Below are 18,661 nucleotides of genomic sequence, written 5' to 3'. Positions count from 1 at the left end.
CTCACCACGAGCCGCCGAGCCGGGCGATCCGCCCGATCCCTCGGAGACGAGCAGAGACCTGTGCTCGGCGGCTCGACCCCAGCCCACCGGAGATCCGCATGACCACCGCCACCCGCCCCGAGACCGCGACCGCGGTCCGGCGCGACCGGGATGCGCGCAAGGCGCTCACCTTCAAACAGAAGCTCAGCCGCTTCGACGTCAAGGCGTCGCCGTACTTCTACGTGGCGCCGTTCTTCGTCCTGTTCGGACTCGTCGGGCTGTTCCCCCTGGTCTACACGTTCGTCGTCTCGCTCAACAACTGGAACCTGCTCACGGGTCCCGGCGAGTGGGTCGGCTTCAGCAACTACCTCACCGAGCTGAAGGACCCGTTCTTCTGGAACTCGCTCTTCAACACGGTCAGCATCTTCCTGCTGTCCGCCATCCCCCAGCTCATCGCCGCCGTCTTCATCGCGGCGATCCTCGACCAGAACATCCGCGCCAAGACCTTCTGGCGCATGAGCGTGCTGCTCCCCTACGTCGTCACCCCTGTCGCCGTCACGCTGATCTTCTCGAGCGCGTTCGACGAGAAGTACGGCCTCATCAACAACATGCTCCAGGCCATCGGCCTCGACCCCGTGATGTGGAAGACGGAGACGTTCCCGTCGCACGTCGCCATCGCGACCATGGTCAACTGGCGCTGGACCGGCTACAACGCCCTGATCCTGCTCGCGGCGATGCAGGCGGTGCCGCGCGACATCCACGAGTCGGCCGCACTCGACGGCGCCGGGTCGTTCCGCCGCTTCTTCTCGATCACGCTGCCGAGCATCCGCCCCACCATGATCTTCGTCATCATCACGGCGACCATCGGCGGTCTGCAGATCTTCACCGAGCCGAAGCTGTTCAACCCGTCGAGCGCCGTGCCGGGAGGCCCGCAGCGCCAGTACCAGACCACCGTGCTCTACCTGTGGGACATGGCCTTCAACCGGCAGAACTTCGGAAAGGCCTCCGCGATCGCCTGGATGCTGTTCCTCCTGATCGTGCTGTTCGGCCTCCTGAACTTCCTGATCTCGCGGCGGATCGCCTCCACAGAGGCGCGTCTGCACACCAGACGGACAGCGAAGCGCCTCGCGCGCAGTCGCGCCGCCGCAGCGGCGGACGACCGCGACCATCGCGACGACGACCGCGAGGACCGCGAGGCCACCGCCGAGGGCGCCCGCGCCCTGGCCGCGGCCAGTGAGGAGAAGAACCTGTGACCACCGTCGCCAAGCAGCGCGCGCGCTCCACGCAGCGCACGGACGGCCCACGCCCCCCGCGCGACCCGAAGCGTCGCGCCCTCGGCATCGACCGGCGCCCGGGGTTCCTCACCTACGGCATCCTCATCGTCATCTTCGTCGGCGGCGCCTACCCGCTCTGGTGGTCGGCGGTCGCCGGCTCCAGCGACAGCACCGTGCTGACCGCCACCTGGCCGCCCCTGCTGCCGGGCGGCCAGTTCTGGAAGAACGTCGGCGAGGTGCTCGGCACCGTGCCCTTCTGGCAGGCGCTCGGCAACTCGATCATCGTCTCCACCGTCATCACCGCCTCGGTCGTGCTGTTCTCGACCCTCGCGGGCTACGCGTTCGCCAAGCTGCGGTTCCGTGGCCGTGAAGGCCTGATGGTGTTCGTGATCGCGACGCTGGCCGTACCGACCCAGCTCGGCATCATCCCGCTCTTCATGGTGATGAAGCAGTTCGGCTGGACCGGGACCCTCGGCGCGGTGATCGTGCCGACGCTCGTCACGGCGTTCGGCGTCTTCTTCATGCGCCAGTACCTGGTCGACGTCATCCCCGAGGAGCTGATCGAGGCCGCGCGCGTCGACGGCGCGAACATGATCCGCACCTTCTGGCACGTCGGCGTGCCCGCCGCCCGCCCGGCGATGGCGATCCTCGGGCTGTTCACCTTCATGACCGCGTGGACCGACTACCTCTGGCCCCTGCTCGTCGCGCCGCAGAACCCCACACTGCAGGTCGCGCTGAGCCAGCTGCAGTCCGCGAAGTACGTCGACTACTCGATCGTGCTCGCCGGCGCCGTGCTCGCGACCATCCCCCTGCTCATCCTCTTCGTGCTCGCCGGCCGGCAGCTTGTCTCCGGCATCATGGCCGGCGCGGTGAAAGGCTAAGAATGACCGACAACCGCTGGCCCGACGGCTTCCTGTGGGGCTCCGCCACGGCCGCCGCGCAGATCGAGGGCGCCGCCCACGAGGACGGCAAGGAGGACTCCATCTGGGACGCCTTCGCCCGCGTCCCGAACGCGATCGCCGGCGGCGACACCCCCGAGCGCGCGGTGGACCACTACCACCGCATGCCCCAGGACGTCGCCCTGATGGCCTCCCTCGGCCTCCAGTCCTACCGTTTCTCGACCTCCTGGGCACGCGTCGTGCCCGGCGACCGGACCGTGAACCCGGCCGGCCTGGACTTCTACAGCCGGCTGGTGGACGAGCTGCTCGGCGCCGGCATCCTGCCCTGGCTGACGCTGTACCACTGGGACCTGCCGCAGGCGCTCGAGGAGAAGGGCGGCTGGGCGGACCGCGACACGGCCTACCGCTTCCGCGACTACGCCGTCGCGGTCTACGACGCGCTCGGCGACCGGGTCGACCACTGGACGACCTTCAACGAGCCGCTGTGCTCCTCCCTCATCGGGTACGCAGCGGGCGAGCACGCGCCGGGCCGCCGCGAACCCGACGCGGCCCTCGCCGCACTGCACCACCAGCACCTGGCGCACGGCCTCGCCGCTCACGCCATCCGCGAACGCGCGACCATCGCCTCCGTCGGCGCCGGGAGCGATCCGGGACGCCTCGACCGCCTGCGCCTCGGCATCACCCTCAACCTGACGACCGCGGTGCCGAACGACCCGACCGACCCGGTCGACCTCGACGCCGCCCGCCGCATCGACGGGCTCTGGAACCGGATGTACCTGGAACCGCTCCTACTGGGCGCGTACCCGACGGACGTGCTCGACGACCTGCGGGAGCACCGGTTCGAGACGCTCGTGCACGACGGCGACCTCGCGACCATCGCCCAGCCGCTCGACTTCCTGGGCGTCAACCACTACCACGACGACAATGTCAGCGGACACCCTCTGCCCGCCGACGCCGCAGCCGCCGTGGTGCCCACCGACAGCCCGAAGGCATCGCCGTTCGTCGGCAGCGAGTTCGTCACCTTCCCGTCGCGGCACCTGCCGACCACGGCGATGGGATGGGAGGTCAACCCCGACGGGCTGCGCGCACTGCTGGTGCGGCTCACGGCCGAGTACCCGGCCCTCCCGCCGCTCTACATCACCGAGAACGGCGCCTCCTACGACGATGCGGCCGACCCGGACGGCCGCATCCGCGACACCGAGCGCGAGGCGTACATCCTCGCCCACATCGACGCCGTGCGCGCCGCGATCGACGAGGGGGCGGACGTGCGCGGCTACTTCGTCTGGTCGCTGCTCGACAACTTCGAGTGGGCCTGGGGCTACGAGAAGCGCTTCGGCATCGTGTCTGTGGACTACGAGACGCAGGTGCGCACCGTGAAGGAATCGGGCCGTGCGTTCGCCCGCCTCATCGCCGCCGCGCGCGAAGCGGAGTCGTCGGACGTCGGCGCCACGGCGGCGCGCGCTTAGCATGGACGACGGACGGGAAGGAGACCGATGACCACGGATTCGGTGGACGCCGTGGCCGTGCCCACCCTGGAGGCGGTGGCGGCACGCGCCGGAGTCTCGCGCGCCACGGTCTCGCGTGTGGTCAACGGCTCGACGAAGGTCACCCCCGAGGTCGTCGCCGCGGTCACCGCGGCCATCGCCGACCTCAACTACGTGCCCAACCGCGCCGCCCGCTCGCTGGCCTCCCGCCGCACGCAGGTGATCGCCCTGGTCGTGCCGGAATCGACGGCCAAGGTCTTCGCCGACCCGTTCTTCGCCTCCATCGTCCAGGGCGTCGCGCTCAGCCTCGCCGACACCGAGTACACGCTCAACATGGTCATCTCGTCCGAGACGAACCCGGACAAGACCCGGCGCTACCTCATGGGCGGCAACGTGGACGGCGCGCTCGTCGTGTCGCATCACTCCGGCGACCACTCGTACGTGGAGCTCGGCGCCTCCCTCCCGATCGTCTTCGGCGGCCGGCCGGTGGGCGACGAGACCGGGGAGTCGTACTTCGTCGACGTGGACAACGTGTCCGGCTCGGCCGGCGCGACCGAGCACCTCATCGCGCGCGGACGGCGCAGCATCGCCCTCATCACCGGCCCGCAGGACATGCCCGCCGGACTCGACCGCCTGGTCGGGTGGCGCCGCGCGCTGGAGGCGCACGGTCTCGACAGCTCCCTCGTCGAGCTCGGCGACTTCTCCCCGCTCTCCGGCAAGGAGGCGATGCGACGGCTGCTCGCGCGCGGGGTGCCGATCGACGGTCTCTTCGCCGCGAACGACCAGATGGCCGCCGGCGCCTATTCGGCGATCCGGGAGGCCGGGCTCACCATCCCCGGCGACATCGCTGTGGTGGGATTCGACGACGACAACTTCGGCATCACCGCCGCGCCGCCGCTGACGACCGTGCACCAGCCGTCGATCGGCCTCGGCCAGGCGATGGCGCAGGTGCTGGTGCGCCGTATCGCGGGCGAGCAGGTGGAGCGCGTCACGCTGCTCCCCACCGAGCTCGTCGTCCGCGAATCCACCTGACCCCGCCCCCGCCGCTCCGGAGCGCCGCACATTCGTGCCGAATGTGGTGTTAGCGCGTCGCTTTCGCAGCATTCGGCACGAATGTGCCGCGGGTCAGGGCAGGAAGGCGGCGAGCTCGGCGGGGGTCGGGTAGGAGGCCTGGGCACCGGCGCGGGAGGCGGCGAAGGCACCCACGCCGACCGCGAAGCGGGCCGCGTCGAGCAGGGTGTCGCCGCCGGCGAGCCGGAGCAGCAGGGCGCCCATGAACGCGTCGCCGGCGCCGGTGGTGTCCACGGCGTCGATGCGCACGGCGGGCACGGCGACGGGAGCGGCGGAGCCGTCGACGACGACGCAGCCGTCGGCGCCGCGCGTCACGACGGCGCGGGTCACACCGAGCGCGGCGAGGCCGTCGCGCAGCGCGCCCGGCGACGCGTCCTCGGCGACGCCGAGCAGCGCTGCGGCCTCGCCTTCGTTGACGAGCAGCACGTCCACGAGCGGGAGCAGCTCGCGCGCTCCGACACGGAACGGGGAGGGGTTGAGCACGACGGTGAGCCCGGCGGCGCGGGCGCGCTCGGCGGCATCCACCACCACCGGCTCCGGCACCTCCAGGCAGAGGCCCAGCACGGCAGCGCCCGAGAGCACGGCGTCCGCGAGATCGGCGGGGGCCAGGGTGCCGTTGGCGCCGGGCGAGACCACGATCGTGTTCTCGCCGTGGGCGTCCACCGTGATCAGCGCCGTGCCGGTCGCCACGCCGTCGCGCACCGCGACCGACGAGACGTCCACCCCGGACCCGGCGACGGCCGAGCGCAGCAGCTCGCCATGCGCGTCCGCGCCGATCGCGCCGACCAGGCTGACCGCGCCGCCCAGGCGGCCGGCCGCGACGGCCTGGTTCGCGCCCTTGCCGCCGGCACCGGTGGCGAGGTCGCCTCCCGAGACCGTCTCGCCCGGCTTCGGGAAGGCGGCCGTCTGCACGACGAGGTCGGCGTTCAGCGAGCCGACGACGACGATGCGGCCGCCGGCCGGGGCGGCGCTCATCGAGCGGCCGCCCGCGAGGACGCGACCTCGGCGGTGTCGGGACGGGGGATCAGGAACGACACCGCGAGGGCGACGGCGGTGATGGCGGCTCCGAGCATCATTCCGGCAGAGTATCCGGTCGTGGAGTCCGGCGCCGCCGACGTCGCGACCTGCAGGGCCGGCAGCAGCGCGAAGCTCAGGCCGGCGCCGAGGTTGAACGCGCCCGCGTTGAGGCCCGGCAGGAAGCCCGGGTTCTCCGCCGGGGACAGCACGATGCCGAGCCCGTTGAGCATGATGTTTCCGATGCCGGCGTAGCCGATCCCGATGACCACGGTCGTCGCGATGAGCACGGGCAGGGAGTGCACACCGACGAACGCCATGACGACGGTCGCGACGATGGTGCCGGTGAGCCCGATGCGCAGGATGCGGCGGTAGCCGAGCACCGGTGCGAGGCGACCGGCGAGCGGGCCGACGATCCAACCGACCAGCGCATACGGCGTGAGGAAGGCCAGCGACGCCAGGTCGGGCGCCATGCCGAAGCCCGCGTCCGCGTTCTGCGCGAGGGAGGTCACCAGTCCGTTCACGACGGCGAACACACCGGTCATGGTGAGCAGGGTCGTGGCCAGCAGCGCCCAGGTGGAGCGGCGGCGCAGCAGCGGGGTGGGGACGAGCGGCTGGGTCACCCGGTTCTCCACCCGCCAGAAGATGATGAACGCGATGACGGCGACGGCCAGAGAGAGCGCGACGAGGACCCAGTTCGCTGCGGCGAGGCGCCCGGCCTCGTTCAGACCGGTGAGGAGCGCGCCGATCGAGACGACCAGCGGGAGCACGCCCCACCAGTCCATCCGCACGCCTTCCGAGGGGCGCGACTCGGCGGCCCAGACCAGCACCATGACGACGGCGACGACGGTCACGACGGCGATCGTCCAGAACACGGAGCGGAAGCCGAAGGTCGTGGCGAGCCAGCCGCCGGCGATGGCGTCGATGCCGGCGATGCCGCCGTTGACCGCGGTCAGCAGGCCCATGGCGGCGCCGTACTTGCGCGGGTCGGAGATCTCGGCGCGCAGCATCAGGAGGCAGATCGGGACGACCGGGCCGGTGACGCCCTGGATGAGACGGCCGGCGAACAGCATCCCGACGTTGAGAGCGAGCGCGGCGACCACGCTGCCGATCAGCATGACGACGAGCATCGCCAGGAGCACCCGCTTGCGGCCGACGATGTCGCTCAGGCGCGGCAGGAACAGGGAGAACAGCGCCGCGATGGTGAAGAAGAGGGTCTGCGAGAGGCCGATCGTCGCCTCGTCGGTGTGCAGCTCGTGCCCCATGGTGACGAGCACCGGGCTGAGCATGCTGGCGTTGAGCTGGAAGGCCACGCAGGCGGCGAGCAGCGCCGCGGTCAGTGCCGCGATGCGGACGGGCCGACCGGTCGGCGCGGAGACCGGGGTGGGGGCGGTGGCGCTCACGCGGCGGCTCCCGCGGTCTCGGTCTCGGCGTCCGTCGGGTCCCCGATGCGCTCGAGCGCGTCGACGACGAGGTCCCAGAAGCCTGTGTGGTCGAGCTCCATCGCGGCCCAGGTCGGGCAGTCGGCGGGAGCGGACGAACGGAGGTCGGCCACGGTCATCCCCGTGGTCAGCCGCCCCTGCGTCTCGATGGCGATCGGCATCTGCACCGCGCGGACGACGGTCGGGTCGATCACGTAGGCGACCGCGACCGGATCGTGGACGGGCGGGCTGTCGAAGCCCTGGACGTCGGCGTAGGTGCGGCCGAAGAACTCGAGCAGTTCGCCGACGAAACGCGCCGGGGCCGTGCCGATCGCGGCGATGCGGGTGGCGACCTCCGGGGTCGCAAGTGCCTGGTGGGTGACGTCGAGGCCGCACATGACGACCTTCCAGCCGGCGCCGAAGACGATGTCGGCCGCCTCCGGGTCGATGACGATGTTGAACTCGGCGACCGGGCTCCAGTTGCCGACATGCACGCCGCCGCCCATGAGCACGACCTGCTTGACCCGCTCGACCAGCCGCGGCTCCTGCCGCACGGCGAGCGCGATGTTGGTGAGCGCGCCGGTCGGGACGAGCGTGACCGTGCCGGGGTCGTGCGCCATCACGGTGTCGATGATGAGCTGGACCGCGTGCCGGCCGTCGAGCTCGAAGGCCGGCTCCGGGAGCTCGGGGCCGTCGAGGCCGGACTCGCCGTGGATGCTCGGGGCGACCTCCACGGGGCGGGTGAGCGGACGGTCGGCGCCGGCGGCGAACGGCACGCCGACGATCCCGGCCACGCGTGCCACGGCGAGCGCGTTGCGGGTCACCTTCTCGAGGGTCTGGTTGCCTGCGACGGTCGTGACCGCCAGCAGGTCGATGTCGGGATTGCCGTGGGCGAGCATGAGCGCGATCGCGTCGTCATGCCCCGGGTCGCAGTCCAGGATGATCTTCTCCATGGGAGCCTTCCGCTTCGTCGGGGACGTCAAACGCTTGACACTGTAAGCGTAAAGCGCTTGACGTCGCAAACCGGCGGGTGGCCACCGATAGCATCGAGACCATGTCCTCGCTCCCGCCCGCACCCCGTCGGGTGACCGCGGCCATGGTGGCGGAGCGGGCGGGGACGAGCATCGCGACCGTCTCGCTGGTCGTGAACGGCAAGGCGCGCGGACGCATCTCGGACGAGAACGCCGCCCGCGTGCTCGCCGCCGTCGCCGAGCTGGGCTACGTGGTCGACGGCGCCGCGAGCGCGCTGGCCCGCGGGACGAGCGACATCGTCGTGCTGCTGGCGCCCGACCTCCCGAACCCGTTCTTCGGCCGCGTGATCAAAGGCGTGCAGGAGGAGCTCGGCCAGCGCTACCAGTTGCTGCTCTCCGCGGCGGCGAGCGGCGCCCAGCCGACCGCCACCGACGTGCGGCGGCTCTCCTCCCTGCGCCCGGCCGGACTGCTCGTCTCGGCGCCCGGCCCCGAGTTCCTCGACGATCTGCCCGCCGGCACCCCGCTCGTGCTGCTCGACGCCCCGGGCCTCGAGTCGCGCGCCGCCGCCGTCAACTACGACCTCGCTCCGGGGGTCGAGGAGCTCGCGCGTCACCTGGCCGAGCGCGGCCACCGCACCATCGGCTACCTCGACGGCGCGACCCCCGCGGCCACCTACACGCTCCGCCGGGAGCTGCTCCGGGAGGCCGCTGTCCGTCACGGGATGACGCTGCTGGCCGAGCCGGACGTGCGCAGCGGGCCGGACGTCGGCGAGGCCGCCGCCGCAACGCTCGCGGCGCTGCCGGCGTGGCGCGCCGCCGGCGCGACCGCCGTCGTCGCGGCAGCGGACACACTGGCCCACGGCGTGCTCGCGGCCTGCGCCTCCGCGGGGATCCGCGTGCCGGAGGACATCGCGGTCGCCGGCTTCGACGACCTCCCGGCCTCCGCGGTCACCGCGCCGAGCCTGACCAGCGTCGCCCTCCCGGGCGATGCGCTCGGCCGCGCCGCCGCCCACCGGCTGCTGGCGCTGATCGCGCCCGACGACGCGACCCCGGAGGAGTCACCGGGCCCGCTCGCCGCGACCCTCACCGTCCGCGCCTCCACCTGACGCGACCCGTCTCCTCCGCATTCCGCACGAATGTGGGGAATGGCGCCGCCATTCGCGACATTCGGCACGAATCTGTGCGGGGAGCCGAGCGCTAGGCGAGGGCGCGGTAGACCCGGTTGCCGAGCACGGCGAGGATCAGACCGGTCGCGACGATCGCGGCCACGCCCCCGGCGTACGCGATGAAGAGGTGCGAGGCCCCCTGCTGCGCGGAGAAGTAGGTGATCAGCAGTGAGACCAGGGCCCCGACGGCACACACGGCGGCGATCCACACCAGCGGCCACAGCTTCGTCCGCACCGGCTGCTCCGCCGGCCGCAGCCGGAGACCGCTGAGCACGAGCCCCGCAACGCAACCCCAGAAAGCGACCACGAGCATGCCGGCGATGACATCGCTGGGCCGGTGCCACTGCTCGACGAGGGTGGAGGCTCCTGCCGCGATCGTGAAGACCGCTCCGATCACCGCGGCGAGCGGGCGGAAGCGCGGCGACGCCACCAGGAAGACGACCAGGGCGGCCGACGCCGCGACCGAGGTGTGTCCGGACGGCAGAGAGTTCGCGAGGCCTGCGTCCACGCCCTTCTCGGGTCGGGACAGGATGGAGTACTTGAGGATCTGCGTACTCACGTTCGCACCGATCGCGGCTCCGACGGCGACCGCGAACACCAGCCAATTGCGCCGCACGATCACCACGATCAGCGCGATGACGGCGCCGATGAAGACGGCCGCCACCGGAAGCGCGTTGAGGAAGGTGTGCGCGAAGTCGATCAGGTCGCCCTTCCACGCGTCCGCCCCGGCGAAGGCCCGCTCGTCGATCACCTGGCCGACGTAGCTGCGCACGAACAGCAGGTACACCCCGGTGAAGGCGAGCGCGGTCCCGATCGCGCCCCACAGGAAGGGCAGGGCTCGCAGGACCGGTCGCATAGTCAACAACCCTTCCACACGCGGCTCGGAAATCTCCGGACGGTCGCCGGGAAGGCGCCGCTCCGGCGCCAGGTGGTCGCCGCGTCGTCGCCGCGGTTCAGACGAAGCGGACGTCGCGCTCGTCGCGGGCGAACCGCTCCCGCATCACCGCGATGGCCTCCGGGTTGCTGTCCACCAGCAGGAAGTGCCGGCCGAGTGCCGCCGCGACGGCCCCGGTGGTGCCGCTGCCCGCGAAGAAGTCGAGCACCCAGTCCCCTTCCCGACTGGAGGCCTGAACGATCCTGCGCAGCACGCCCTCCGGTTTCTGGGTCGGATACCCCGTCTTCTCGCGGCCGGTCGGCGAGACGATCGTGTGCCACCACACGTCGGTGGGCAGCTTGCCGAGCTCGGCCTTCTCGGGAGTGACCAGTCCAGGAGCCATGTACGGCTCGCGATCGACCGCGGACGAGTCGAAGAAGTAGCCGGACGGATTCTTCACGTACACCAGGATGGTGTCGTGCTTCGCCGGCCAGCGCGTCTTGGACTTCGCCCCGTAGTCGTAGGCCCAGACGATCTCGTTGAGGAAGCTCTCACGACCGAAGAGCGCGTCGAGCAGCACCTTGGCATAGTGCGACTCCCGATAGTCGAGGTGCAGGTAGAGCGTCCCGTCGTCGGCGAGCACTCGCCAGGCCTCGATCAGCCGGGGTTCGAGGAACTCCCAGTAGTCCTCGAACCGGTCGTCGTAGCTCAGGAGGTCGCCCTTGATGCGCTCGTAGCTGCGCCCCTTGAAACCGATCACGCTGCCTCCCGCGCCCGGCTCCGACCGCACCGCCTTCATCGCGCGGCGCGCCTGCGAACGGCCCGTGTTGAAGGGAGGGTCGAGGTAGATCAGCCGGAACGACTCGTCCGGAAGAGCCGCGACGACATCGAGGTTGTCGGCGTGCACGACGGTGCTCGGTGCGGCGGGGTGCCACAGCGGCGCCGCGGGGTCGGCGGCGGGGACGGACTCGAGCATGGGTCCATTCTCGCAGCGACCCGGCGCCGCAGGAGTAGCGTTGCCGCCATGAGCCTGACGGTGCAGAACGAGCCCGACGAGTCGCGCTACGCGCTCTACAAAGACGGCGAGCGCATCGGGGTCGCCGAGTACGACCTCCGCGATGACGCGATCGTCTTCACGCACACCGAGGTCGACCCGGCGAAACGCGAGAAGGGGATGGCGTCGACACTCGTGCAGACAGCCCTCGACGACGTGCGCGACACCTCGGAGCGCCGCGTGATCGCGTCATGCCCCTACGTGCGGAGCTGGCTCAGCGCGCATCCCGACTACGCCGCCCTGCAACGGCGGTAGACCGGCCGTCGTCGTCGACGGCGCGCCCCTCGGCGCGCTGCCCGTTGCCCTGGGAGCCGACGTCGATCGTGATCTTGCCGCCCTCCCAGACCCCCTTCTCCCCGTCGCCGGGGAGCGGTGCGGGAGCCGGAAGGAAGGACTGCCGATCAAGCTCCTGCTGGGCCTCGTGGCGCGTGGGCGCGAAGATCTCGTCGAACGAGCCGCCGATGGCGCCGCTCATGGTCCCGGAGCCGCGCTGGGCCTTGTTGGAGAGGTCGATCCAGCCGAGCTTCACCGCCACGACGATCACCGCGACGAGCGCCACGACGACGCCCACGACCCACCAATTCACCCCTCGATGGTACCGGAGGCCCGCCGCGCGCCCTGTGGACGCACAGGAAGCACCAAGGGTGCGCCGCTCTGCGGATGCGGGATGACGTCGACGGGATACGCGTAGACCTCGGCCACCCGCTCGGCCGTGAGGACCTCCTCCGGGGAGCCGTCGGCGACCACCCGACCGTCGCTCAGGAGCACGACGCGATCGGCGTAGGCCGCCGCGAGATTGAGATCGTGGAGCACCGCGAGCACGGCGCAGCCGGTGCGAGCGAGCTCGGCGGCGACCGTGAGCACCTGCTCCTGGTGGCCGAGGTCGAGCGCGTCGGTCGGTTCGTCGAGCAGCACGATCGGGCAGCGCTGGGCGAGCACCCGTGCCAGGGAGACCCGGGCGAGCTCGCCGCCGGAGAGCGTGGTGACGTCGCGGTCGACGAGGTGCGCGGTGGAGGTGCGCTCCAGGGCGTCGGCGATGATCGCCTCGTCGTCGTCGCTCTGCGGTGTGCGCGCCCAGGGCATCCGCCCCATCGCGACCACCTCGCGCACCGGATAGGAGAACGAGACGCCCTTCTGCTGCAGGAGCACCGCGCGCATCCGGCCGAGCTCCCCGACCTTCACGCTGCGGGTGTCCCGGCCGTCGATCAGGGCGGCGCCGGCGTCGGGCGCGGTGTCCCCGGCGAGCACCCCGAGCGCGGTGGACTTGCCGGCGCCGTTGGGCCCGATGAGGGCGACGAGCTCGCCCGCGCGCACGGCGAGGTCGACGTCGTCGAGGATGCGGCGGCCGGCGATCGTCACGCCGACGCCCCGCAGCTCGGCACCGACCGTCGTGGCCGTGCCGGCGTTCATGCGCTCTCCCCCGACGCGACGGTGCGTCGCAGCAGGATGAAGAAGACCGGGCCGCCGACGAGGGCGGTGAACATCCCGATCGGGAGGTCCGCGAAGGGGACAGCGGTGCGCGCGACCACGTCGGCGACCGAGATCAGCAGCGCGCCGCCGAGGGCGCTCGCGGGCAGGAGAGCACCGTGACCGGGCCCGATCAACAGACGCAGCAGGTGTGGAACGATCAGCCCGACGAATGCGATGATCCCGGCGAACGAGACGGCCACCGCCGTCAGCAGGGCCACCAGGAGGATCGAGACCAGCCGCACACGCTCGACCGGGACGCCGAGGTGCCGGGCGCTGCGGTCGCCGAGGGCGAGCGCATCCAGCCGCCGCGACATCAGGCAGGCGCAGACGACGCCGACGATCAGGAGCGGAACCGTCACCCCGACCGCCGACCAGGTCGCGCCGTTCAACGAACCGAGCTGCCAGAACATGATCTGCTCCCGGCTGGCGGTGTCCGCCAGGAAGACGAAGAGGGCGATCACCGCGTTGGCGATCGCGTTCACGGCGATGCCGGTGAGCACGAGCATCAGCACACGGGTGCGTCCGCGCGCGCGAGCGAGGACGTACACGAGCACCGTCGTGATCACACCCGAGACGAAGGCGGCCGCGGGCACCGTGGCGGCGCCGAAGGTCTGCAGGCCGAAGACGATCGCCGCGCACGCGCCGACCGCGGCGCCCGCGGAGACGCCGACGACCGCCGGCTCTGCCAGCGGGTTCGCGAACACGCCCTGCATGAGGGCGCCCGCCACGCCGAGGGCGGCGCCGACGATCAGCCCCAGCACGATGCGGGGGAACCGCACGTTCCAGAGGGCGCCGTCGGCGTACAGGTCGGCCGGCGTGATAGGCGCGAGCCCGAGCCGACGGCCGAACGAGGCGAAGATCTCGGCCGGCGACAGGGAGAACTGGCCGAGCGCCGACGACGTCAGCACCACGGCGAGCAGCAGCACGATCATCGAGCCGATGACCAGCGCGCGCCGCCCGCGTGCCCGCGTCACCGCCGCGACGGCGGGCCGGTCGGCGCGGGAGGCGCGACCGGCCCGTTCCGTGCGGGTGGCGTGGGCGGTCATCCCGCCGCCCCTGGCCGGTACAGCGCGTCGGCGAGCGAGCGCAGCACCGCGGGGGTGGTCGGCCCGAAGGAGAGGATCTGCCCGTCCGACATGTCGACGATCCGGCGGTGCTGACCGGCGAGCGTGTCGGCGACCCCGGGCCGCTTCAGGAGGCCGTCGACACCGCCGGTGGACTCCAGACCGTCGGTCATCATCAGGAAGACGTCCGGGTTCGTCGCCAGCAGCGCTTCGCTGTTCGCGGGTTTCGCGCCGGTGATGCCCGCCGCCGAGGCGACATCCACCGCGCCGACGCCCGAGATCAGATCGTCGGCGCCCATCCCCTTGCCGAACAGGAAGAAGACGCCGGCGGTGCCGCGCACGTACAGGAAAGCGACGCGCAGCTTGTCCGCGTCCGCCTTCGGAGCGAGCTTCGCGATGTCGGCCTTCGCCGTGACGAGCTCCTCGTCGGTGCGCTTCACGAGCTGGTCGCCGACGCCGTCCAGGCCGACGGCATGGGCGACGGCCATGGTCTGCGCGCCGATCGTGGCGATGCTGCGCTTCGGGTCGAAGAACACCACGGGCACCCCGGAGGCGCGCAGCTGATCCTGCACCTCGCGCGGGCCGAGGGTGGTGTCCGTGAGCACGAGGGTGGGGTGCAGGGCGAGGATCGCCTCCCCGTTCAGCTCGTGCCCGTTCTGCGTCACGAGCGGGAGGTCCTTCATCACGTCGAGCGTGTTGGAGGACCCGCGACCGACCAGCTTGTCGCCGAGCCCCAGCCCGACCACCGTCTCGGCGAGGGTGCCGTAGATGTCGAGGGCGAGGATGCGGCTGGTGTCGGTGATCGTCACCGAGGTGCCGGTCGCGTCCGTGACGGTGACCGGGAGCGCCGGCTTCGGGTTCTTCGCCACCGGCTCGATCTCGGCGATGGAGGCCGCGGTCGAGGGACCGGTGATGGTGCGGGGGTCGGGCAGCGTCTCGCCCGTCGTGGTCGCGGAGGCCGACGGACTCGCCGCCGTCGGCTTCGCTGCCGGAGCCCCGGCCGCGCATCCCGTCAGGACGGACACCAGGGCGGCCACGGCGACGGCGCGGGCCGCGCGCGACCGCAGAGGACGCGACGTGCGGGAACGCCCATGGGCGGCGCTGGAGGCGCCGCCCATGGTCTTCGTGCCGATCAGGGTCACAGAACCTCCGCGTCCGCACGCGTCGCCCGGCGGCGCACGACCGCCACCGCGGCGATGCCCGCGAGGATCAGCAGCCCGCCGAAGAGCGGAACCGAGCCCGCACCGGCGCTGCCGGTGGAGGCGAGGCCCGAGGTCGTCGTGCTGTCGCACGGCACCTCGGCGCCCAGCGGGAACCGGAATGAGATCGGGTCGAGCGCGTCGCCTGCCTTGTAGAACCCGGCGAACGCCTGGGCGCCGTCGGCGGTCAGCGCGGTGGCCGCGCCGTCGACCGAGTAGGTCGAGCCCGAAGCCGTGCCGCCGCCGAGCGCGATCGTCGCGAACGAGACGCCCGAGAAGTCGCTCGGCTTCCCGCCCATGTCGGTCGAGTGCACGTCGGCGATGAGCGTCGCCTGCGTCGGGCTGGTCACGCGGACGGCGAGGTTGGAGAGCACCAGGTTCAGCACGCCGTCGTGTCCCGTGAAGGAGACCGAGCCGGAGTACCGCACGAGACCGCGGGTCTCGTCCGGGTTGAAGGTGCCCTTCCCGCCGGTCCAGCCGTACTGGCCGCCGGAGTAGGTGACGCCCGCGAGGGTCCAGGAGCCGTTCGCGATCCCGCCGCTGATGTAGTTGCGGAAGCTCGTCTTCACACCCCAGTCCAGCGAGGCGCCGCTCACCGCGCGCGCCACGCAGGTCGGCTGTGCCGCGGCGACGGGGGCCGGAGCCTCCGGGGTCGCGACGGCGGCCGGCTGGACGACGAACGGCACCTGCGGGGAGACCACCGGGGTGAACAGGTCGGGGTCGTCCGGCGAGAAGCTCGCCGAGAAGGCGTGCGTTCCGGCGGCCAGGCCGGGGACCCGCACCGTCACGGACGACGAGGACGCAGCCAACGCCGCGAAGACGGCGACCCGCGCGGTGGGCGCGGCCGTGACGTCGGGCACCAGGCGAACGTCGCGAGCGACGACCTTCCCGTTGTCGAGCAGCGTGATCGTGCCGTCGGCCGCCGGGGTGACCCGCACGGTGACGTCGACCGGGTCGCCGGCGTTGCCGGTGCCGCCCGAGGTCGTCAGCGTGATGGTCGGCGTGATGGCGGTGCCCGGCGCGGCGTAGGAGAGCGCCGTGGTGGTGTCCTGCGTCCGGTCGACGTTGCCCTGTCCGTGCGCCTTCGAGGTGTAGAGCGCGTAGGCCGGGACGGTGTCCGAGGCCGCAGGCACGGTCACCGTGACCGTGAAGGTCCCGTCCGCCTTCAGCGGCGCGGTGCGGGTGGTGCCCGAGGTCACGTCGGGGTTGCCCACGGCGATCCAGACCGTCTCGCTCGGGATGAGCTTCCCCGAGTCCGCGTAGAAGCCGCGGAGGCCCGCCGGGCCGAGGCCCAGGTAGATTCCGGGGTCCGCCGTGGAGAAGCCGCTGCCGGTGACGGTGATCGTGCCTCCCCCGGCCGGGATCTGCGGTGCCGACACGGTCGGGACACCGGCCGGGTTCACGGTGACGGTCGTCGCGGCCGAGGTCGCCGGCGCGGCGACGGTCGCGTCGGTCGGCGTGAACGCCGCGGTGATGGCGTGCGAGCCGACGCCCAGCGTGCTGGTGGACAGCGACGCGACTCCGCTGGTCGCCGTGGTCGAGCCGAGCGAGACGGCGCCATCGAAGAACTTGACGGTGCCGGCGGCGACCGGCGTGACCGTCGCAGTGAAGGTGACGGCCGTGCCGGTTGTGACGCTCGACGCGCTGCTCGAGACGGTCACCGCGGTCGTCGTCGGGGCAGCGAAGGCGATCGGTGTGTAGGTGTCCTGGCTGCGGTCGGTCGACCCGCCGGATGCGAAGGTGTAGACGCCGCACTCGGTGGCGGCGCAGTCCACGCCGGCCCCGTTCGAGGTGAAGGCGCGCTTGAGGCCCGTCAGCGTGATGCTGAACGTGCCGTCGGCGTTGATCTTCGCACCGTAGGTGCCCGCCGTGGTCGCCCACTTGACGCCCTGGTAGTACTTCGAGTTGGAGTACCAGTCGGCGTTGTCCTTAGCCGACTTCGGGCCGATGCCGATGTAGAAGCCCTTGCCCGCGGTGGAGAATCCGGTGCCGCTGACGGTGACGGAGCCGCCCGCGGGGTCGATGCCGGTGGTGGGGCTGACGGCCACCGCGGGCACGGCGGTCGCCGTCACCGTGACGGTGATCGCCGAGGCGGTCGAGGCGGTGGCGACGGTCGGGTCGGTCGGCGTGAAGACCGCACTGAGCTGGTGCGAGCCGACCGCGAGGGCGCTGGTGTCGAGTGTCGCCGTCGTGCCGGTGGCGATGGCGGAGGTGCCGAGGGAGGTGCTGCCGTCGAAGAACTCGACGGAACCGACGGCGGCGGGGTCGACCGTCGCCGTGAGGGTGACCGAGGTGCCCGTGACGACCGACGAGGCGGAGCTCGAGACGGTCAGGGTGGTCGACTTCGGCGCCGCGAAGGCGATCGGGGTGTAGGTGTCCTGGCTGCGGTCGGCGGAGCCGTGCGCGGCGAAGGTGAAAACACCGCACTCGACGGCGGCGCAGTCCACGCCGGCCCCGTTCGAGGTGAAGACGCGCTTCAGGCCGCTGAGGGCGATGGAGACGGTGCCGTCGGCGTTGATCTTCGCGCCGTAGGTTCCGGCGGTGGTCGCCCACTTGACGCCCTGGTAGTACGAGGCGTTCGTGAACCAGTCGGCGTTGTCCTTGGCGGACTTCGGGCCGACGCCGATGTAGAAGCCGGTCCCGGTGGTCGAGAAGCCGGACCCGGTCGCGGTCGTGGTCCCCGCGACGGGCGCGATGCCGCTCGCCGGGCTCGCCACGATGGTCGGACCGGTCGGCTGAGGAGCCGCCGTGACGGTGACGGTGGTCGCGGCCGACGTCGAGCCGGTGTAGGCCCCGCCGTCGGACGGTGCGAAGGATGCGGTGATGCCGTGGGTGCCGACGGACAGGGCGCTGGTCGTGAGCGCGGCGGTCCCGGACGCGACGGGCTGCGTGCCGAGGGTCGTCGATCCCTCCGAGAAGGTGACCGTCCCCGCCGCCTCCGCGGGGGTGACGGTCGCCGTCAGCGCGACGGCGGCGCCCTCTTGCACGCTCGCGACGTCACTGGTCAGTGAGACGGCGGTGTTCGTCGGCTCGGGTGCCGCGTAGCTGAGCGCCGTGATCGTGTTCTGCGATGGATCGGAGAAGCCCTGTCCGTGCGCCTTGGAGGTGTAGATCGCGTACGCCGGAGTGGACTCGGTCGGGGCGGGGACGGTCAGCTGGACGGTGAACGTCCCGTCCGCGGCCATCGGCTCCTGGCGCGCGGTGCCGGAGGAGACGGTCTCGTTGCCGGGGGCGATCCAGACGGTCTCGGTCGCGAGCAGGCTGCCCGCGCCCTGGTAGAAGCCGCCCAGTCCGGCCGGTCCGACGGCGAGGTAGATGCCGGGTGCCGTCGCGGCGAAGCCGCTGCCGGTCACGGTGATGGTGCCGCCCGCGGCGGGCACCGCGGGGGCCGAGACGGCGGGGCCGGCGGCCATCGCGGGTGCTGCGCCGATGGCCGTGAGGCCGGCGGCCGCGAGCAGCGTCGCGAGGGCGCCGGCGAGGATGCGGCGCGCACGACGGGGCGTGCGCGGCCTCTCGGGATCTGGGGCTGTCGAAGCAGTTCGGGACGCTGTCATGGCACTCCTGGCAGCGGTCGGCTCGGGCCGATCCGCGGCGATCTCTGAAGGTGAGGTTTAGGTAAGGCTCAACTAACTAAGCCATGCCTAACCTAACAGAGCTGACTGCTCAGCGCGCAAGCGGATGACAGGAAAAAGCCCGTATGCCGTGAACGGCATACGGGCTC

General features: G+C 71.8%; 16 protein-coding genes. 6 read left to right on the top strand and 10 right to left on the bottom strand.

Translation table 11 applies throughout. The features are described 5' to 3' along the window. The first annotated feature begins 98 nt into the window (after window positions 1-98). The 4 genes from U870_RS0104940 to U870_RS0104925 are packed head-to-tail and all read left to right on the top strand — an operon-like array spanning window position 99 to window position 4,668. Window positions 99-1,232, top strand: coding sequence for a carbohydrate ABC transporter permease (locus tag U870_RS0104940; RefSeq protein WP_025156304.1), 1,134 nt, complete (start codon window positions 99-101; stop codon window positions 1,230-1,232). Beyond that, window positions 1,229-2,134 carry a carbohydrate ABC transporter permease gene (locus U870_RS0104935; RefSeq protein ID WP_025156303.1) on the top strand — a complete coding sequence of 302 codons (906 nt, stop codon included), beginning with the start codon at window positions 1,229-1,231 and terminating at the stop codon, window positions 2,132-2,134. Before U870_RS0104940 ends, U870_RS0104935 begins: the two co-directional genes overlap by 4 nt. Before the next feature lie 2 nt (window positions 2,135-2,136). Further along, window positions 2,137-3,618 carry a GH1 family beta-glucosidase gene (locus U870_RS0104930; protein ID WP_025156302.1) on the top strand — a complete coding sequence of 494 codons (1,482 nt, stop codon included), beginning with the start codon at window positions 2,137-2,139 and terminating at the stop codon, window positions 3,616-3,618. Between the two features lie 27 nt (window positions 3,619-3,645). Beyond that, window positions 3,646-4,668 (top strand): LacI family DNA-binding transcriptional regulator, encoded by a 1,023-nt coding sequence (locus U870_RS0104925; RefSeq protein WP_025156301.1) that lies wholly within the window; start codon window positions 3,646-3,648, stop codon window positions 4,666-4,668. Between the two features lie 93 nt (window positions 4,669-4,761). Here the strand turns inward: U870_RS0104925 and U870_RS0104920 are convergent, their stop codons facing one another. The 3 genes from U870_RS0104920 to U870_RS0104910 are packed head-to-tail and all read right to left on the bottom strand — an operon-like array spanning window position 4,762 to window position 8,095. Next, window positions 4,762-5,682, bottom strand: coding sequence for a ribokinase (locus tag U870_RS0104920; protein WP_025156300.1), 921 nt, complete (start codon window positions 5,680-5,682; stop codon window positions 4,762-4,764). After that, window positions 5,679-7,124 carry an MFS transporter gene (locus U870_RS0104915; protein WP_025156299.1) on the bottom strand — a complete coding sequence of 482 codons (1,446 nt, stop codon included), beginning with the start codon at window positions 7,122-7,124 and terminating at the stop codon, window positions 5,679-5,681. Before U870_RS0104915 ends, U870_RS0104920 begins: the two co-directional genes overlap by 4 nt. Then, window positions 7,121-8,095 (bottom strand): nucleoside hydrolase, encoded by a 975-nt coding sequence (locus U870_RS0104910; protein ID WP_025156298.1) that lies wholly within the window; start codon window positions 8,093-8,095, stop codon window positions 7,121-7,123. Before U870_RS0104910 ends, U870_RS0104915 begins: the two co-directional genes overlap by 4 nt. A gap of 101 nt (window positions 8,096-8,196) precedes the next feature. Between U870_RS0104910 and U870_RS0104905 the strand changes: the two genes are divergently transcribed. Continuing rightward, the gene (locus U870_RS0104905) at window positions 8,197-9,219 is read left to right on the top strand and encodes a LacI family DNA-binding transcriptional regulator (protein WP_043709412.1); all 1,023 of its coding nucleotides are present in this window, start codon (window positions 8,197-8,199) and stop codon (window positions 9,217-9,219) included. Window positions 9,220-9,310: 91 nt separating this feature from the next. Here U870_RS0104905 and U870_RS0104900 read toward each other — a convergent pair whose 3' ends face one another. Both U870_RS0104900 and U870_RS0104895 read right to left on the bottom strand, forming a co-directional pair. Further along, window positions 9,311-10,135, bottom strand: coding sequence for a phosphatase PAP2 family protein (locus U870_RS0104900; RefSeq protein ID WP_025156296.1), 825 nt, complete (start codon window positions 10,133-10,135; stop codon window positions 9,311-9,313). 97 nt (window positions 10,136-10,232) lie between these two features. Continuing rightward, on the bottom strand, window positions 10,233-11,129 hold the full coding sequence (locus U870_RS0104895) for a DNA-methyltransferase (RefSeq protein ID WP_025156295.1): 897 nt from the start codon (window positions 11,127-11,129) through the stop codon (window positions 10,233-10,235). A 48-nt stretch (window positions 11,130-11,177) separates the two neighbouring features. On the opposite strand from U870_RS0104895, the gene U870_RS0104890 reads away from it, so the two are divergent. Further along, a complete protein-coding gene (locus U870_RS0104890) occupies window positions 11,178-11,462 on the top strand; it encodes a GNAT family N-acetyltransferase (RefSeq protein WP_025156294.1) in 285 nt (94 codons plus the stop codon). Here the strand turns inward: U870_RS0104890 and U870_RS0104885 are convergent. The 5 genes from U870_RS0104885 to U870_RS22370 are packed head-to-tail and all read right to left on the bottom strand — an operon-like array spanning window position 11,422 to window position 18,494. Next, window positions 11,422-11,793 carry a hypothetical protein gene (locus U870_RS0104885; RefSeq protein WP_240183630.1) on the bottom strand — a complete coding sequence of 124 codons (372 nt, stop codon included), beginning with the start codon at window positions 11,791-11,793 and terminating at the stop codon, window positions 11,422-11,424. The genes U870_RS0104890 and U870_RS0104885 overlap by 41 nt on opposite strands. After that, a complete protein-coding gene (locus U870_RS0104880) occupies window positions 11,790-12,617 on the bottom strand; it encodes a heme ABC transporter ATP-binding protein (RefSeq protein ID WP_025156292.1) in 828 nt (275 codons plus the stop codon). Before U870_RS0104880 ends, U870_RS0104885 begins: the two co-directional genes overlap by 4 nt. Beyond that, window positions 12,614-13,723, bottom strand: a complete 1,110-nt coding sequence (locus U870_RS0104875) for a FecCD family ABC transporter permease (RefSeq protein WP_025156291.1) — start codon at window positions 13,721-13,723, stop codon at window positions 12,614-12,616. Before U870_RS0104875 ends, U870_RS0104880 begins: the two co-directional genes overlap by 4 nt. Continuing rightward, the gene (locus U870_RS0104870; RefSeq protein ID WP_025156290.1) at window positions 13,720-14,883 is read right to left on the bottom strand and encodes a heme/hemin ABC transporter substrate-binding protein; all 1,164 of its coding nucleotides are present in this window, start codon (window positions 14,881-14,883) and stop codon (window positions 13,720-13,722) included. Before U870_RS0104870 ends, U870_RS0104875 begins: the two co-directional genes overlap by 4 nt. Continuing rightward, window positions 14,880-18,494 (bottom strand): HtaA domain-containing protein, encoded by a 3,615-nt coding sequence (locus U870_RS22370; RefSeq protein ID WP_025156289.1) that lies wholly within the window; start codon window positions 18,492-18,494, stop codon window positions 14,880-14,882. The genes U870_RS0104870 and U870_RS22370 overlap by 4 nt, the downstream gene beginning before the upstream one ends. Window positions 18,495-18,661 lie beyond the last annotated feature (167 nt).

The organism is Leifsonia aquatica H1aii (assembly GCF_000633535.1).
Classification (GTDB): domain Bacteria; phylum Actinomycetota; class Actinomycetes; order Actinomycetales; family Microbacteriaceae; genus Leifsonia; species Leifsonia aquatica_A.
Note: the sequence above shows the minus strand (reverse complement) of the source record. Positions and strands in the feature narration are given on the sequence as shown.

Coding starts and splice junctions, on each gene's coding strand:
- U870_RS0104940 (WP_025156304.1), top strand. CDS start 99: ATGACCACCGCCACCCGCCCCGAGACCGCGACCGCGGTCCGGCGCGAC.
- U870_RS0104930 (WP_025156302.1), top strand. CDS start 2,137: ATGACCGACAACCGCTGGCCCGACGGCTTCCTGTGGGGCTCCGCCACG.
- U870_RS0104925 (WP_025156301.1), top strand. CDS start 3,646: ATGACCACGGATTCGGTGGACGCCGTGGCCGTGCCCACCCTGGAGGCG.
- U870_RS0104920 (WP_025156300.1), bottom strand. CDS start 5,682: ATGAGCGCCGCCCCGGCCGGCGGCCGCATCGTCGTCGTCGGCTCGCTG.
- U870_RS0104910 (WP_025156298.1), bottom strand. CDS start 8,095: ATGGAGAAGATCATCCTGGACTGCGACCCGGGGCATGACGACGCGATC.
- U870_RS0104905 (WP_043709412.1), top strand. CDS start 8,197: ATGTCCTCGCTCCCGCCCGCACCCCGTCGGGTGACCGCGGCCATGGTG.
- U870_RS0104900 (WP_025156296.1), bottom strand. CDS start 10,135: ATGCGACCGGTCCTGCGAGCCCTGCCCTTCCTGTGGGGCGCGATCGGG.
- U870_RS0104895 (WP_025156295.1), bottom strand. CDS start 11,129: ATGCTCGAGTCCGTCCCCGCCGCCGACCCCGCGGCGCCGCTGTGGCAC.
- U870_RS0104890 (WP_025156294.1), top strand. CDS start 11,178: ATGAGCCTGACGGTGCAGAACGAGCCCGACGAGTCGCGCTACGCGCTC.
- U870_RS0104880 (WP_025156292.1), bottom strand. CDS start 12,617: ATGAACGCCGGCACGGCCACGACGGTCGGTGCCGAGCTGCGGGGCGTC.
- U870_RS0104875 (WP_025156291.1), bottom strand. CDS start 13,723: ATGACCGCCCACGCCACCCGCACGGAACGGGCCGGTCGCGCCTCCCGC.
- U870_RS22370 (WP_025156289.1), bottom strand. CDS start 18,494: ATGACAGCGTCCCGAACTGCTTCGACAGCCCCAGATCCCGAGAGGCCG.